We start from the raw sequence: 14,979 nt of genomic DNA on the forward strand, positions 1-14,979 counted from the left end.
GTAGACGGCCGGCTTTTCTGGTTTGTGATACCGGCGCGGTTTCCGTTGTGCAGCAAGCCCCAGCTTTATGGTCCGCAAACCATGATAGTAACCACTAACGCACGTTGCCACCGCTGGTCAATCAGTCTTACCAATATGTGACGTGGTCTTCTTCACCGACATCCCGGCGGTCACCGCATACCGCATGGCGTCCTCCACGCTCATGTCGACGGGGTGGACGCAGTCGCGGGGCAGCATCAGCGTGTACCCGCCGATCTGGTAACTCATTGGGGTGTAAACGGCGATGGTGTCCTCGCCGCCGAGTTCGTCCGGCAGCTGGCTGAAGTCCTGACGGGTGACAATGCCCAGCAGGCGGAAGGGCACGCCGGGCAGGTCCACCACCACCACCTGCTGCATGTCCTGGGTGGCGTCCCCGGAAAAGAAGCCCATCAGATCCTGCACCGCCCCGTAGATGGTCTTGACCACCGGCAGCCGGGTCATCAGGCCCTCGCCCCACTCCCATATCCGTCGGAACACCCAGGCCTGCAGCAGCACCCCCAGGGCGAAGACCAGCCCCACCCCGGCCAGCAGCCCGAGCCCGGGCAGGTAGAAGCTCTCCGGCAGCACCCACTGGATGATCCCGCCCAGGATCGACTCGGCGGTGCTGCCCAACCACCAGAGCACGTAGACGGTGACCACGGCGGGCAGGATGGCCGCCAGCCCCTTGAAGAAGGTGCCGCCCAGACGGCGGACGGTGGTATTGATCATCCCTTACTCCCTCGCTTGCCTGATAGCCCAGCATCGCCCATTTCCGCGACGGGTGCAGCCCGCTAAACTGCGCGCCATGAACAGCAACCACCGCCACCGTCCCCGCAAGCGCTTCGGGCAGAACTTCCTGCACGACCCCACGCTCATCAGCCGCATGGTCAAGGCCATCAACCCCGGCCCCGACGACACCCTGGTGGAGATCGGCCCCGGCGAGGGGGCGCTGACCCTGCCCCTACTGCGCGCCGCCGGGCGGCTGGCCGCCGTGGAGCTGGACCGCGACCTGGTGGCCCCGCTGCAGTCGCGGGCCCGCGCCGCCGGTGAACTGACCGTACACCAGGCCGACGCCCTGCGCTTCGACTTCCGCCAGCTCGCCCCGGCACCGCCGGCCCGGCTGCGGGTGGTGGGCAACCTGCCCTACAACATCTCCACCCCACTGATCTTCCACCTGCTGGAGAGCGCCGACGTCATCCAGGACATGCACTTCACCCTGCAGAAAGAGGTGGTAGACAGGCTGGCCGCACCGCCCGGCAGCAAGATCTACGGCCGGCTATCGGTGATGGTCCAGTACCGGTGCGCGGTCACCAGCCTGTTCCGGCTGCCCCCGGCGCCTTCCGCCCGCCCCCCAAGGTGGACTCCGCCTTCGTCCGGCTGGTGCCCCACGAAGAGCCCACCGTGGACGTGGGCGACGAACAGGCCTTCGCCCGACTGGTCACCCAGGCCTTCTCCCAGCGGCGCAAGACCCTGCGCAACACCCTCAAGGGGCTGCTCACCGAGGCGCAGATCAGCGCCGCCGGCGTGAGCCCGGCCGAGCGCGCCGAGCAGTTGGCGCTGGCGGACTTCGCAGCGCTCTCCCGCGAGCTATGCTTATCCTCACGAGAGACCTGACAGCGCTGCCGAGACCCCGGTTCCTGCGCTGTTTTGGTCCTTTCCAAACAGGCGGATAGCGGTGCGCTCTGGTTGATCACCCCCCGGTGCTCGGTCAGAATGATCCCGCTGTCCCCCGGGTCGCACCGCACCTGTTGAAAGCCACCGGCGGAGGCGGGGCCCAAAGCCCCTCCGCGACCCGAATCAAGACCAAATCCAAGGAGGACGAATGAGCCAGCACATCCAGTACCCCGAGAGCGGCCAGAAAATCACAGTAAAAGACGGCCGCCTTTCGGTGCCCGACAATCCCATCATCGGTTGTGTGGAAGGCGATGGCATCGGCCCCGATATCACCCGCGCCTGCCTGCGCATCTGGGATGCCGCGGTGGAGCACGCGTACAAGGGTCAGCGCAAGATCCACTGGGCCGAGCTCTACATGGGCGAGAAGGCCGCGGCCAAGTACGACGGCAACTACTTCCCCGAGGAGACCAAAGAGGCCCTCCAGGACCTGCTCATCTCCATCAAGGGCCCGCTGACCACCCCGGTCGGCGGCGGCTTCCGCTCCCTCAACGTCTCCCTGCGCCAGGAGCTGGACCTCTACGCCTGCGTGCGCCCCGTGCGCCACTACGCCGGCGTGCCCTCGCCGCTGAAAAAACCCGAAGACGTGGACGTGGTGATCTTTCGCGAGAACACCGAGGACGTCTACGCGGGGCTGGAGTACCAGAGCGGGAGCGAGGAGAACAAAAAGCTCGCCAAGTTCCTGCGCGAGGAGATGGGCGCGGACTTCTTCGAGGACGCCGGCCTGGGCATCAAGCCGATCAGCGCCTACGGCTCCAAGCGCCTGGTGCGCAAGGCCATCCAGTACGCCATCGACAACAACCGCGAATCGGTGACCCTGGTCCACAAGGGCAACATCATGAAGTTCACCGAGGGTGCCTTCCGCACCTGGGGTTACGAGGTGGCGCGCGAGGAGTTCGGCGAGCAGACCATCACCGAGGAGGAGCTCTACTCCACCTACGGCGGCAAGCGCCCCGAGGGCAAGGTGGTCATCAAGGACCGCATCGCCGACATCATCTTCCAGCTGCTGCAGCTGCGTCCGGCCGACTTCGACGTGCTGGCCACCATGAACCTCAACGGTGACTACCTCTCCGACGCCGCCGCGGCCGAGGTGGGGGGCATCGGCATCGCCCCGGGCGCCAACATGGCCGACCACGTCTCGGTGTTCGAGGCCACACACGGCACCGCGCCCAAGTACGCCGGCCAGGACAAGGTCAACCCCGGCTCGCTGCTGTTCTCCGGCGTCATGCTGCTGGAGCACATCGGCTGGCAGGAGGCCGCGGACCTGATCACCGCCGCCTACCAGGACGTGGTCACCGCCCGCATCGTCACCTACGACTTCGCCCGCCAGCTCGAAGGCGCCACCGAGGTCAAGACCAGCCAGTTCGCCGACGCCATCATCGACCAGATGCGCGGCAAGATTGACGTGGACAAGATCCGTCGCGAGCGCGAAGAGGCGGTGGAGCGCGAGCGCAAGGCCCGCGAGCAGCGCCGCGTGGTGGCCCCGCTGGAGGAGATGATCGCCTCCGGCCGCACCCCGCACACCGTGGGCGACCTGATGAACCCCAACCCGGTCACCGTGCCGGCGGAGACCACCGTCGAGGACGCCATGCACCTGATGCGCGAAAAGCGCATCTCCAGCGTGATCACCGAGCCGGGCAGTGACGGCGAGTGGGGCATCATGACCCAGCGCGACGTGCTCAGCCGCATTGTCTCCAAGAACCGCACGCCCTCCACGGTGAAGGTCGAGGAGATCGCCAGCCGGCCGCTGGTCACCACCCCGGTGGACACCAGCCTGCACGACTGCGCCGAGATCATGTCGGAGTCCAACATCCGCCGCATGGTGGTCATGGACAACAACAACCAGCCGGTGGGCATCATCTCCGACACCGACATCTTCGCCAGCGTGGAGCAGTTCGGCCTGCCGGAGTAAGCGGCACGGCAAGGCGGGGCCCGGCCCCGCCGTCAGCCATACCAAACCCCGGAGCGGCCCGCCGCCCGGGGTTTTTTCATGCCCCCGCGTTACGCGGGTAGCACCGCGTCGGCAAACCTTTGTAAGCTGCGCACATCCGAATCACCGAGGAGCAACCAATGAGCAGCCAGGATTCCGATGCCCCCCTGCGCGACGATATCCGCCTGCTGGGCGAGATGCTGGGCGAGACCCTGAAGGAGCAGGAGGGCACGGCCCTGTTCGACACCGTGGAGCGCATTCGCGCCCTGGCCAAGCAGGCCCGTGCCGGCGAGGCCGAGGCCGCCGAGGCCCTGGAGCAGGAATTGGGCTCGCTGGACCCGGCGCAGATCATGCCCGTGGCCCGCGCCTTCTCCCAGTTCCTCAACTTGGCCAACATCGCCGAGCAGCACCACCGGGTGCGCCGCAGCCGAGAATGGGCCCGCACCCCCGAGGTGGACCCGCTGAAGGGCTCGCTGGAGGAGGCCTTCCCCCGCCTGCTGCGGAACGACAGCGACCCCGAGGCGCTGCACGAGGCGGCCTGCAACCTCGACATCGAGCTGGTGCTCACCGCCCACCCCACCGAGACCCAGCGCCGCACCCTGCTACAGAAGTACAACCGCATCGCCCGGCTGCTGGACAGCCGCGACCGGCTGGACCTGACCCCCGACGAGACCGAGGAGGTCACCTCCGGCCTGCGCCGCGAGATCATCGGCGCCTGGCAGAGCGACGAGATCCGCCGCCGGCGCCCCACCCCGGTGGACGAGGCGCGCTGGGGCCTGGCAGTGATGGAACAGGTACTGTGGGACGCCATCCCCCGCTACCTGCGCAACCTCGACCGCAGCCTGCAGGCCCACACCGGCCGGCCGCTGCCGCTGGACGCCGCCCCCATCCGCTTCGGCTCCTGGATGGGCGGCGACCGCGACGGCAACCCCAACGTCACCGCCCGGGTGACCCGCGAGGTCTGCCTGATGAACCGCTGGATGGCCGCCCAGCTCTACGAGAAGGAGATCCAGACCCTCATCAACACCCTGTCCATGACCCGCTGCGACCAGGCCCTGCGCGAGTTGGTGGGGGATGCCTGGGAGCCCTACCGGGTGCTGCTCAAGCGGCTGCGCGCCCGGCTGCGCCTGACCCAGCGCTGGGCCGAGGCGCGCCTGGGTGGCAAGAACCCGCCCGAGGGTGAAGTCCTGCTGGACAAGGACGAGCTGCTGCAACCGCTGCTCACCTGCTACTACTCCCTGCGCCACTGCGGCGCCAGCCGGGTGGCCGACGGCGAGCTGCTGGACACCATCCGCCGGGTCTCCTGCTTCGGCCTCACCCTCACCCGGCTGGACATCCGCCAGCACGCCGACCGCCACGCCGATGCCCTGTCCGAGATCACCAGCGCCCTGGGCCTGGGCCGCTACGACCAGTGGGACGAAGAGGCCCGCCAGCGCTGGCTGCTGAGCGAGCTGGCCAGCCGCCGGCCGCTGATCCCGGACGACCTCTCCCCTGGCGACGACGCCGGCGAGGTGCTGGACACCTTCCACACCCTGGCGGAGCTGGGCAGCGACGGGCTGGGCGCCTACATCGTCTCCATGGCCGAGCACCCGTCGGACATCCTCGCCGTGGAGCTGCTGCAAAAGGCGTGCGGGGTGCGGCAGCCGCTGCGCACCGTGCCGCTGTTCGAGACCCGAGACACCCTGCAAAGCGCCGCCGAGACCATGCAGGCGCTGTTCGAGCAGCCCTGGTACCGGGGTCGCATCGACGACCACCAGGAGGTGATGATCGGCTACTCCGACTCCGGCAAGGACGCCGGCCACCTCACCGCCGCCTGGACCCTCTACCAGGCGCAGGAGGCCCTGGTGGCACTGGCCGAGGACAAGGGCATCAACCTCACCCTGTTCCACGGCCGGGGCGGCTCCATCGGCCGCGGCGGCGGCCCCACCCACGCCGCCATCCTCTCCCTGCCCCCGGGCTCGGTGAAGGGCACCCTGCGGGTCACCGAGCAGGGCGAGGTCATCCAGTCCAAGTTCGGGCTGCGCGGCATCGCCCTGCGCAACCTGGAGATCTACACCACCGCCGTGCTGGAGGCCACCCTGCAGCCGCCGGCGGAGCCCGAGCCCGAGTGGCGCGAGCTGATGGACCGGCTCAGCGACACCGCCTGCGGCGCCTACCGCGGGCTGGTCAAGGAGACGCCGGAGTTCATCGAGTACTTCCAGGCCGCCACCCCGGTGCGCGAGATCGGCCAGCTGGCCATCGGCAGCCGCCCGGCCAAGCGCAACCAGAAGGACCTGACCGTCGACAACCTCCGGGCCATACCGTGGATCTTCGCCTGGACCCAGACCCGGCTGATGCTGCCCGCCTGGCTGGGCGTGGGCGATGCGCTCAGCGAGGCACTGGAGGACGACCTGGGCGACACCCTGCGCGAGATGTTCCAGCGCTGGCCCTTCTTCGAGGCCTTCGTGGACATGGTGGAGATGGTACTGGCCAAGGGCGACCCCAGCGTCGCCGGGCTGTACGACCGCCGCCTGGTCCCGGAGCACCTCCACCCCATGGGCGAGCAGCTGCGCGGGCGCTACCGCAAGACCCTGGATGCGGTGCTCAGCGTCAGCGGCCACGAGCGCCCATTGACCGACTTCCCCGTGGTGCGCCGGGCCGTGGACGTGCGCAACCCCTACGTGGACCCGCTCAACCTGCTGCAGGCGGAACTGCTCCACCGCAGCCGCCTGTGCGATGACGAGCAACTGCGCCAGGTGCTGATGGTGGCCATCAACGGCATCGCCGCCGGCATGCGCAACACCGGCTAGCCTTAACGGAAAGCGAGAACCAAGGAAATCACCGTGTCACAAGACCACAAGAGCCGCTTTATCGAGTTCGCCCTGGAGCGCGAGGTGCTGCGCTTCGGCGAGTTCACGCTGAAATCCGGCCGCCAGAGCCCCTACTTCTTCAACACCGGCCGCTTCAACACGGGCAAGGCCCTGGCCCGGCTGGGTCAGCACTACGCCCAGGCGCTGGTGGACTCCGGCCTGCCCTTCGACATGGTGTTCGGCCCGGCCTACAAGGGCATCCCCCTGGCCGCATCCCTGTCCATCGCCCTGGCCGAGCACCACGGCCGCGACATCCCCTACGCCTTCGACCGCAAGGAGCCCAAGACCCACGGCGAGGGCAACAACCTGGTGGGCGCGCCGCTGGAGGGCCGGGTGCTGATCATCGACGACGTCATCTCCTCCGGCATGTCCGTGCGCGGCGCCGTGGAGCTGATCCGCGAGCACGGCGCCGAGCCGGCCGGTGTCGCCATCGCCCTGGACCGGCAGGAGCGGGGCGAGGGCGAGCAGTCCGCCGTGCAGGAGGTCACCAGCCGGCTGGGGCTGCCGGTGGTCAACATCATCTGCCTGGACGACCTGGTGGGCTGGCTGGAGACCCACGGCCAGGCGGACGAGCACCTGCAGCGCATCCGCGCCTACCGCGACGAGTACGGGGTATCGGGATGAAAGGCGTGAACCGACTGGGGCAGGTACTGGTGGTGGTCACCGGTGGCCTGCTCGCCGCAGCCTGCAGCGGCAACAGCGGCGGCGGTGACCCCGACGACCTGCCGCGCGCGCCGGAACCGCCGGACATCGGCGCCGAGGTGCGCATCCCCGAAGGGGCCGTGCAGGTGGAGGACGACCTCTACATGATGCCGGTGGGGGTCACCGACGATGGCTACCACCAGTACACCCCGCACAGCACCGACCCCGACCGGGCGGTGATCACGCTGATCCACTACCCGGACGGCGAGGGCGGCTTCACGCCGGACAAGAGCGAGGCGGTGCGGGGCCCGGCCGAGTAAGGCCCCGCCCGCCGAGCGGGCTCAGCAGAGCACCACCTTGTTGCGGCTGGCCCGGCGGGCGCGGGGCCGGGCCAGGCTGACCCGCTCCATGGCGTCGTCGAACCGCTCGTCCTCGCCCACGCGGGTGACCGCGGCCAACGGCTGCAGCCGGATCGGCTCGCCGCCCTCCGGTGCCGGCGAGGAGAGCGCCTCCAGCGCGGACTGCAGCTTCTCCGCCCGCACCACGGCGTCCATCACCTCGGTGCCCACCACCAGCGCGGCCAGCACCTGGCCGTCGTAGCGGCCCATCAGGGTCTCCTCGCCGAGTTCCCGGCCGAGCAGGCGCGTGGTCCGGCGCAGGATGGCGTCACTGGCGTGCTGCCCGTGCTGGCCGCGGATATCCTCCAGCTGGTCCAGCTCCAGGCTGAACAGCGCCACCGGCTGCCCCTGCTCCCGCGCCAGGGCCAGCTCGCGGTCGGCGGCGCGCTCCATCACCCGCCGGCTCAGCAGGCCGGTCACCGGGTCGTGGGCGGACTCGTCGTACAGCTGCAGCAGGATGGAGAGCTGCCCCGCCTGTACCCACATGACAATGCCGCCCACCACCACCAGCATCCACAGAAAGTTGGCCGTGCCGACGGTGAACAGGGTGCCCAGGTAGAACTCGACCGCCAGAAAGAGCGCGATGATCATCCCGATCAGCAGCGCACCGGCCACCAGGGTCGCCGGGAACAGGGCGCTGAGCACGATCAGCACGAAGGGGAGCGCCCGGTAGCCACCGATCAGCTCCGAGGTGCCGGCCTGCCCCAGGATCGCCATGGACACCGTGTAGAAGACAGCCACCGAGAGCATGGTGAGCGCCAGCAGCAGGGTGGTGCCCCGGTACTCGGTCTCGCGCCGGGTGCCGAACCAGAGGCCGAACAGCACGGCGGCCAGCACCACCCGGGCGATCATGATGCCGGTCGCCTCGCCCTGGCCCTCCAGCATCAGGTAGTCCAGCGGCGTCCAGGCGAGAAAGCCCACCGCGAACAGCAGCTGCATGGTGGTCAGCCGCGCGCGAATGTACTCCGCCCGGGTGCTGGTGAAATCGCGGGTGTGATTGCGGATGGTGAGCAGCTGCGCGAGGTAGTCACGGACACTGCCCAGTGACCAGTCATGCGCGCCGTTGGCCGTGGCGGGCGTGTCCACCGCCTGCCCCGACTGCGTAGCGTCCAGCCCCATGGAGACCTCCCTTGTGACCGGGCCGGCAGGATTGCCTGGCCCCGGTCAGGATACCCCGACGGCAAACACTCGGGCAATCAATAACCTAGCGACACCGTCAGGTACTCGGCCCGCCCCGGTCGCCCCTCCCTCTGGCCTGGCCGTCACACCAGCGTGAGCCCGCGAATCCCGCTTGCTGCATATAATCTTGTACCATGGTGACAAATCACGTCACCCGAACGGACGCCGCCGAGGGACTGGAACGATGGCCGCACCGCAAGTGCTTGTCGTGGACGATGAGCCGGACATCCTCGACCTGCTGGGCATATCGCTGCGCCGCATGGGCAGCAACTGCCGCACCGCCGCCAGCCTGCGCGAGGCGCGCGACCGCCTGCAGGAGCAGGCCTACGACCTGTGCCTGACCGACATGCGCCTACCCGACGGCAACGGCATCGAGCTGGTCCGCTACGCCCAAAAGCGGTTTCCCGACATGCCCACGGCCGTGATCACCGCCTACGGCAGCATGGACGCCGCGGTGGAGGCGATGAAGGCGGGCGCCTTCGACTTCATCGCCAAGCCGCTGGAGATCGAGGAACTGCGCAACGTGGTCGGGCAGGCGCTGAAGATGGGGCCGGAGAACGCCATCGACCGCCGCTCCCGCGACGTGCTGCTGGGCGACTCCGGGGCCATGCGCAAGATCCGCGGCATGATCGTCAAGCTGGCCCGCAGCCAGGCGCCGGTCTACATCCAGGGCCCCTCCGGCACCGGCAAGGAGCTGGTGGCACGGCTGATCCACGAGAAGGGCCCCCGACGCGACGGGCCCTTCGTGCCGGTGAACTGCGGCGCCATCCCGTCGGAGCTGATGGAGTCGGAGTTTTTCGGCCACAAAAAAGGGTCGTTCACCGGCGCCCACGCCGACCGCAAGGGCCTGTTCCAGACCGCCGCCGGCGGCACCCTGTTTCTCGACGAGGTGGCCGAGCTGCCGCTGCCGATGCAGGTCAAGCTGCTGCGCGCCATCCAGGAGAAGCGCATCCGGCCGGTGGGCGCCAGCCAGGAGGTCCCAGTGGACGTGCGCATCCTCTCCGCCACCCACCAGGACCTGACCCGGCGGGTGGCCCAAGGGGAGTTCCGGGAGGACCTGTATTACCGGCTGAACGTCATCCCGCTGAACATCCCGCCGCTGCGCGAACGGCCCGAGGACATCCCGCCGCTGATCGACCACCTGCTGGGGAAGATGGTGGGGGATGACCCGGAACTGCGCCCCCGACTCACCCTGGACGCCATCCGCGCCCTGCAGCGCCACCCCTTCGACGGCAACGTGCGGGAGCTGGAGAACATCCTGGAGCGGGCGCTGACCCTGGCGGACGAGGGGGTGATCGATGTGCCCGACCTGCACCTGCCGGACAGGGGAGATACCGCGGCGGCGGGGCAAGCAAACGGCGGACTGGCAGAACCCGAACCCGAAGAGGGCTTCGAACTGGAGGACTACCTGGCAGACCTGGAGCGCACCGCCATCCAGCGGGCGCTGGCCAAGACCAACGGCAACAAGACCGCGGCAGCCGGGTTGCTGGGGATCAGCTTCCGGTCGTTGCGGTACAAGCTGAAGAAGTTGGAGATGGAGTAGCGGGTGGCATTAACCGACTCTCTGGCCGGTTGCCCCGACATGCGCCCAAGCAAAACCGATAAATCTGCCCGAAATTTATCAACTCGAATGGGGCTACTGGACTCACGCCCTCTGGACAAGAAAACCCAAGGATTCGTTGCTCCACACGACCTGGAGCAACGCCTGACAAACCTACCCGGCTAAACAGCGTGCGGGGTCACCTGAACCGTTATCAGCCACGCCTGTAGACATGCCGCCGGTGGCCTACCTTGACGACCGTGACCACCAGAACATCATCTTCAATCTGATACAGGATGCGATAGCGCCCCTGCCGTATCCGGTATCGCGGCTGGCCAGAGAGTTTTTCGCTTCCCTGTGGGCGCGGGTCCGCGCGCAGCGCCTCTATCCGCTGAAGGATCCTGTTAACGTCCCTGTTCGGGATAGACCGCAGATCCTTGGCGACGGATCGTCTGAAGACGAGTTTATAACTTGCCATGCGCCTTCAGGTCATCAAGCAGGGCCTCATAACTGAGGGTCGGCTCCGCAACGCGCTCTTCAAACGCCGCCAGATCCTCCTGATCTTCTGCCAAGGCCTCCCTGACCGCTTGATTGACAATGTCAGAGATCGTGCGATTGCTATGGGCTGCCTTTAGCTTGAGCGCCGCGTGCAGTTGGGCGTCAAGATAGATAGTCGAACGCTTGGATGCTTCAGTCATGGTCTCACTACCACGCTCCAGGATGTCATGACATTCTGGAGCCCAGACGTTATGACGTCAACGCTCGGCGGCCTAACCGGCTGACGCGATCTGACAGGTGTGACGCATGACGGCACCGGCAAGCGTCACACGTCGCACCCGATGGATGGCTAACCACCCCCGCCCCCCGAGTCATCCGGCAGCTTGGGCAAGTCCTCGACCGTCTCGCAACCGGTCGCATACCGTTGGCTGACCCCCGTCTCGCAGGACCAACTCCCGTCAGCGAAGTCGTAAACGTACTGGATCTGGTCACCATTAAGTCGACCATTCACGGCCTGGCCATCCTTCCCGAATTCGTAGGCAAATCGCCAGATGCCCTCCTTGTCACCATCGAACTCGGCATCTACCAAACCCCCGAAACTACCCGCCATCTGCATGCCCAGGTCATCCTCGAGGCTATCGAATGTCTGTCCCCGCTGCAGATGCTCCGTCACCGGCGTCTTGGCCATGCCGGCCAGGGTCAGCCCCTCACTGAACTGCGCCCGCACCACGAACCCCTGGTAAGACGGAATGGCGATCGCCGCCAGAATACCGATGATCGCCACTACGATCATCAACTCGATCAGCGTGAATCCCTGCTGCTTTTGCTTCATACCTGCCCCCAGTTTCTTGCCGGAAAGGCAGCAGGTTTCATGCCAAGGGATTAACCGACCTACTCACGACGGAATTGCCTTACGGCCCGACTCACCGTGGAATTATGCACGCCGATGGGTGCGGTTGACGTGCTGGGTGTAGACGCCATTAAGGTGGCGCATGCCCTTGGCGAGATTGCCCTCCGGGGTCTCCACCACCAGATGGTAATGGTTGGTCATCTGGCAGTAGGCGTGGCAGCGCCAGTTGAAGCGTTCGCAGACCTCGCCGAGCAAATCCAGCCAGGCCCGCCGGTCTCCATCATCCAGGTAAATCGCCTCACGCCGGTCCCCGCGAGACGTCACGTGATACAGGCCACCGGCCAATTCAATCCGTAACGGACGCGCCATGTCCGTATCCTCCTCCCTGAGCAATCCGTCAAGTCATCCATGTGGCAGTAAGACTGGCAGTGCAAGACCTGACCCCTACGCCGTCGCTTGAAACAAAGCCCAACTTCGGCCACTCTTCCCGTCAACGTACACGAGTTGGACGAACCAGCGAACCAACTCGTTTTTCTGCCCGGAGGCCAAGATGGAACGGCACAACCTCGCTCAGGCTGTCGCTCGTCTTCTGGAGACAGGCGAACAACAGGCGCTATCGAAAGAAGAGCTTCGCCATTTTCACGCCGAGTTCAGGGATGAGGTGGCGCCTGCCATTGATTCGCACCGTGAACACCAACGCAAGGCTTATGAACAGATGAAGGAGATCGCGGTCCGGTAACCGCGGCTATGCTCATGGATGAGCGCCTGCAACTCCACCCTGTTGAGAACATACCGCGGCTACGTCGGCTGATCGCAAGTGTCCTGGGCTCCTCAACAACCGAAAGCCTTGGCCCTTACCCGCAGCTCGAGCACGCCTGCTTACATCTTCATCGATCAGGCACCGTAGCAGCGGTGGTCCAGCGCCAGGTTCAAGACCCTGATTTCCTGGCCGAACACGGCACGTACTACTCCCGATGGGCTTATGCAGTGCCTCGATTCTGCACCCGCATCCACTTCTTTTCAGCGAAGCCGAAATCCGCGGATGTCCTCGAGGCAATAGACGGCTGGGCTGAAGCCGGAGAAGACGTTTACCTCGGGTTCATCACGTTACGGCCCGTCGCGAACAGTCCTGTCGCCGCCTCGTTTATGCGCAAGCCCAGCTCGGGATGGGGCCAGTTCATCCGCACATACGACAGATATCCCGTTAACCTCTCAGGTCGGCAGTTCCACGTTGACGCCACACCGTTTATGCAGCAGGACAATGCGGTCGGCGCCTGCGCACAAGCCTCCATCTGGATGGCCTTACGCACGTTGCGCTGGAAGGAAGGGCGCTCCGCGTTCAACCCTGCCGACATCACCTCGGCCGCAACCCGGTTCATGGTTAGTGGCCGCACCTTACCCAATCGGGATGGCCTCCGAATAGAGCAAATCACCGAAGCCATCAGGACAGCAGGCTATTCTCCCCACGTAATCTACCTCAGAAAGCCAGGCGCTAACGGGAAAGAAGCATGGGAACCAGGAGAGTATGCCAAGGTATGTCGCACTCTCTACCCCTATATTGAATCAGGCATTCCTGTCATCCTTGCCCTGCTCCATCCGTCAGGCGGTCATGCAGTAGTGGCTATCGGGCACGGCTGGAGCAGGCAAGACCCAGCGCAGGGACGTCGCCCTCAGCCTGTCCGCGAGAAGCTGGCAGGAGCTGCGTTGCTGGACGCTTCCCAGTGGGCACACCCCTATTACATCCATAATGACAACACGGGCCCTTATTTGGAATTGACCAGAGGACCAGGGAGCGGATACACGCTTGCAAACGCCTTCTGTGCAATTCCGTTACTGTCTTCTGATATTCTCGTGGATGCCGATGAGGCAAGAACAGCCACCATCAGCCTTCTTAATGACGTAATGAACATTGAGAAGGTTCGGAAAATGATTGACCTTCCATCAAGGTTGGTTACTCGAACACTGTTGCTGGCTCGCACCAAGGTTCGGGAACAGGCGCTGGCCTCGAATCTGAACCCCGCAGTCAAGCGATACTACCGTACCAAGTGGTTACCGAGCCACATCTGGTCATTAGAGCTTCACCCAGCGCATGATTATGGGAACTCACCCACAATTGGATTAAGCCCTATTGGAGAGGTGCTACTTGACCCCAGCGCTGACCCATCTGAAGGCCACTTTTTGACCATCCGAATTAACGGCGCCATCCTCAAGAACCACCCGGAGACAACGGACTTGATTATTGATCGCAACGCGTTTGACGGCAGTATCACGCTTGCGCTGCACAAGGCGGCATGACCCAACCATCATAGCGCTATGGAATCGTCAACGCGCAACCGAAATGCTCTGGTCAAAGCCGTCACTCCACTGCTGGCCGCAGAGCCCCTCGTTGTTTGCGCTTATCTCTTCGGCAGCGTTGCTCGGGGTGATGCTGGCCCCCGAAGCGACGTCGATATTGCCGTATTGACCTCAAATGACGTTAAGCCGGGGCTCCTGAGCCCGCTCACCCGACTAAAGCTGGATCTGGAAGATGCCCTCGGCCAGAGGGTAGATCTGATACACCTGAACCATGCACCGCCAGATCTTGTTCACCGCGTCCTGCGCGATGGCCTTTTGCTGATCGACAAGGAGCCGAACAGGAGAATCTCATTCGAGGTGCAGGCGAGGAACGAGTATTGGGACCTGCTCCCAATCCTGAAAGAATACCGGCGCGCGCAAGGCAACCCCTAACTCCATGAGCTCTCCGCCAATAGAAAAAGCCCCGGCTGTTACACCGAGGCTTTCAAGGCCAGAGGCCGGAGCCAGACCACACACCACCAATCAACTCATCCCTAAACCAATGTGGCAGTGCAAGACCTGACCCCTAGCTCCAAATCAAATCAATCAAGATCATCGACCGACTCACAATCCGAGACATACGCTTCATCAACGTCTGTCTGGCACTCCCAAGTACCCGCATCACCATCGGCATCAGTAACAAAGTACCGGTACCTAACGGCGCCACCACCATCGGCAGTCAGCCGGGGACTCGCCTCGGTGTCATCAGCGCCAAAGGTGTAGGTCACGTCGAAAACACTGTCGCCATCACTCCAGCCCGAATGCGCCGTTATAGCGCCATGGGACCCCAAGACTTGGATCCCCAGTTGCTCGACAATATTGGAGTCTGACGCCAAACCATCAGAATCACTTTCTGAGTCTCCATCGTCACCGACCGAGCGCCCCCGGTTAATCCGCTCCTGCGCCCCAGTCCTCACACCACCCAACAGGGTATGCGCCTCAGAAAACTGCGCCCGAGCGATGTAGTTCTGATACTGCGGAATCGCAATCGCTGCCAAAATACCAATGATCGCCACAACGATCATCAGTTCGATCAAAGTAAAGCCCTGTTGCTTCTGCATGGTCGTTCT

14 protein-coding genes and 3 pseudogenes are annotated in these 14,979 nt (G+C 65.1%); 10 read left to right on the top strand and 7 right to left on the bottom strand.

Going from position 1 to position 14,979, the window contains the following annotated elements; translation table 11 throughout:
* Nucleotides 1-117: 117 nt before the first annotated feature.
* A complete protein-coding gene (locus tag DFR31_RS07095) occupies nt 118-747 on the bottom strand; it encodes a DUF502 domain-containing protein (RefSeq protein ID WP_121441898.1) in 630 nt (209 codons plus the stop codon).
* A 76-nt stretch (nt 748-823) separates the two neighbouring features.
* Here DFR31_RS07095 and rsmA point away from each other — a divergent pair.
* From rsmA to DFR31_RS07120, 6 genes and pseudogenes are all read left to right on the top strand, one after another.
* Nucleotides 824-1,632, top strand: a pseudogene (gene rsmA, locus DFR31_RS07100) (16S rRNA (adenine(1518)-N(6)/adenine(1519)-N(6))-dimethyltransferase RsmA).
* Nucleotides 1,633-1,840: 208 nt separating this feature from the next.
* A pseudogene (gene icd / locus DFR31_RS07105) lies at nt 1,841-3,079 on the top strand (isocitrate dehydrogenase (NADP(+))); the annotation flags it as partial.
* Nucleotides 3,080-3,226: 147 nt separating this feature from the next.
* A complete protein-coding gene (locus tag DFR31_RS13970) occupies nt 3,227-3,601 on the top strand; it encodes a CBS domain-containing protein (protein ID WP_245971129.1) in 375 nt (124 codons plus the stop codon).
* Between the two features lie 158 nt (nt 3,602-3,759).
* Entirely contained in the window at nt 3,760-6,408 is a 2,649-nt protein-coding gene (gene ppc / locus DFR31_RS07110) for a phosphoenolpyruvate carboxylase (RefSeq protein WP_121441900.1), read from the top strand.
* A 33-nt stretch (nt 6,409-6,441) separates the two neighbouring features.
* Nucleotides 6,442-7,092, top strand: a complete 651-nt coding sequence (gene pyrE / locus DFR31_RS07115) for an orotate phosphoribosyltransferase (protein WP_211328241.1) — start codon at nt 6,442-6,444, stop codon at nt 7,090-7,092.
* Nucleotides 7,089-7,430 (top strand): hypothetical protein, encoded by a 342-nt coding sequence (locus tag DFR31_RS07120; protein ID WP_121441902.1) that lies wholly within the window; start codon nt 7,089-7,091, stop codon nt 7,428-7,430. Before pyrE ends, DFR31_RS07120 begins: the two co-directional genes overlap by 4 nt.
* A 21-nt stretch (nt 7,431-7,451) precedes the next feature.
* Here the strand turns inward: DFR31_RS07120 and DFR31_RS07125 are convergent, their stop codons facing one another.
* Nucleotides 7,452-8,627: a GGDEF domain-containing protein gene (locus DFR31_RS07125; RefSeq protein WP_121441903.1), complete on the bottom strand. Its 1,176-nt coding sequence runs from the start codon at nt 8,625-8,627 to the stop codon at nt 7,452-7,454.
* A 244-nt stretch (nt 8,628-8,871) separates the two neighbouring features.
* Between DFR31_RS07125 and DFR31_RS07130 the strand changes: the two genes are divergently transcribed.
* A complete protein-coding gene (locus tag DFR31_RS07130) occupies nt 8,872-10,230 on the top strand; it encodes a sigma-54-dependent transcriptional regulator (protein ID WP_121441904.1) in 1,359 nt (452 codons plus the stop codon).
* 211 nt (nt 10,231-10,441) lie between these two features.
* Here DFR31_RS07130 and DFR31_RS07135 read toward each other — a convergent pair whose 3' ends face one another.
* The 4 genes and pseudogenes from DFR31_RS07135 to DFR31_RS07150 form a co-directional block, all read right to left on the bottom strand.
* The gene (locus tag DFR31_RS07135) at nt 10,442-10,705 is read right to left on the bottom strand and encodes a type II toxin-antitoxin system RelE family toxin (RefSeq protein ID WP_121441905.1); all 264 of its coding nucleotides are present in this window, start codon (nt 10,703-10,705) and stop codon (nt 10,442-10,444) included.
* The gene (locus DFR31_RS07140; protein WP_121441906.1) at nt 10,692-10,925 is read right to left on the bottom strand and encodes a ribbon-helix-helix domain-containing protein; all 234 of its coding nucleotides are present in this window, start codon (nt 10,923-10,925) and stop codon (nt 10,692-10,694) included. The genes DFR31_RS07135 and DFR31_RS07140 overlap by 14 nt, the downstream gene beginning before the upstream one ends.
* A gap of 149 nt (nt 10,926-11,074) precedes the next feature.
* Entirely contained in the window at nt 11,075-11,557 is a 483-nt protein-coding gene (locus tag DFR31_RS07145; protein ID WP_121441907.1) for a pilin, read from the bottom strand.
* A gap of 108 nt (nt 11,558-11,665) precedes the next feature.
* Nucleotides 11,666-11,944: pseudogene (locus DFR31_RS07150) on the bottom strand (transposase); the annotation flags it as partial.
* Between the two features lie 181 nt (nt 11,945-12,125).
* On the opposite strand from DFR31_RS07150, the gene DFR31_RS07155 reads away from it, so the two are divergent.
* Genes DFR31_RS07155 through mntA form a run of 3 tightly spaced genes read left to right on the top strand, consistent with a single transcriptional unit; the run spans nt 12,126 to nt 14,302 of the window.
* Entirely contained in the window at nt 12,126-12,314 is a 189-nt protein-coding gene (locus tag DFR31_RS07155; RefSeq protein ID WP_121441908.1) for a hypothetical protein, read from the top strand.
* A gap of 14 nt (nt 12,315-12,328) precedes the next feature.
* Entirely contained in the window at nt 12,329-13,870 is a 1,542-nt protein-coding gene (locus DFR31_RS13770; RefSeq protein WP_147436951.1) for a hypothetical protein, read from the top strand.
* Between the two features lie 18 nt (nt 13,871-13,888).
* Entirely contained in the window at nt 13,889-14,302 is a 414-nt protein-coding gene (mntA, locus tag DFR31_RS07165; RefSeq protein WP_121441910.1) for a type VII toxin-antitoxin system MntA family adenylyltransferase antitoxin, read from the top strand.
* A gap of 149 nt (nt 14,303-14,451) precedes the next feature.
* Here the strand turns inward: mntA and DFR31_RS07170 are convergent, their stop codons facing one another.
* Nucleotides 14,452-14,970, bottom strand: a complete 519-nt coding sequence (locus tag DFR31_RS07170; protein ID WP_121441911.1) for a pilin — start codon at nt 14,968-14,970, stop codon at nt 14,452-14,454.
* Between the last annotated feature and the right edge of the window lie 9 nt (nt 14,971-14,979).

Origin of the sequence: Alkalispirillum mobile (assembly GCF_003664325.1) — a bacterium.
Lineage (GTDB): Bacteria > Pseudomonadota > Gammaproteobacteria > Nitrococcales > Halorhodospiraceae > Alkalilimnicola > Alkalilimnicola mobilis.

Bases quoted from the DNA above. Each gene is read 5' to 3' on its own strand.
- DFR31_RS07095 (WP_121441898.1), bottom strand. From the start codon at position 747: ATGATCAATACCACCGTCCGCCGTCTGGGCGGCACCTTCTTCAAGGGG.
- DFR31_RS13970 (WP_245971129.1), top strand. From the start codon at position 3,227: ATGAACCCCAACCCGGTCACCGTGCCGGCGGAGACCACCGTCGAGGAC.
- ppc (WP_121441900.1), top strand. From the start codon at position 3,760: ATGAGCAGCCAGGATTCCGATGCCCCCCTGCGCGACGATATCCGCCTG.
- DFR31_RS07120 (WP_121441902.1), top strand. From the start codon at position 7,089: ATGAAAGGCGTGAACCGACTGGGGCAGGTACTGGTGGTGGTCACCGGT.
- DFR31_RS07125 (WP_121441903.1), bottom strand. From the start codon at position 8,627: ATGGGGCTGGACGCTACGCAGTCGGGGCAGGCGGTGGACACGCCCGCC.
- DFR31_RS07130 (WP_121441904.1), top strand. From the start codon at position 8,872: ATGGCCGCACCGCAAGTGCTTGTCGTGGACGATGAGCCGGACATCCTC.
- DFR31_RS07135 (WP_121441905.1), bottom strand. From the start codon at position 10,705: ATGGCAAGTTATAAACTCGTCTTCAGACGATCCGTCGCCAAGGATCTG.
- DFR31_RS07140 (WP_121441906.1), bottom strand. From the start codon at position 10,925: ATGACTGAAGCATCCAAGCGTTCGACTATCTATCTTGACGCCCAACTG.
- DFR31_RS07145 (WP_121441907.1), bottom strand. From the start codon at position 11,557: ATGAAGCAAAAGCAGCAGGGATTCACGCTGATCGAGTTGATGATCGTA.
- DFR31_RS07155 (WP_121441908.1), top strand. From the start codon at position 12,126: ATGGAACGGCACAACCTCGCTCAGGCTGTCGCTCGTCTTCTGGAGACA.
- DFR31_RS13770 (WP_147436951.1), top strand. From the start codon at position 12,329: ATGGATGAGCGCCTGCAACTCCACCCTGTTGAGAACATACCGCGGCTA.
- mntA (WP_121441910.1), top strand. From the start codon at position 13,889: ATGGAATCGTCAACGCGCAACCGAAATGCTCTGGTCAAAGCCGTCACT.
- DFR31_RS07170 (WP_121441911.1), bottom strand. From the start codon at position 14,970: ATGCAGAAGCAACAGGGCTTTACTTTGATCGAACTGATGATCGTTGTG.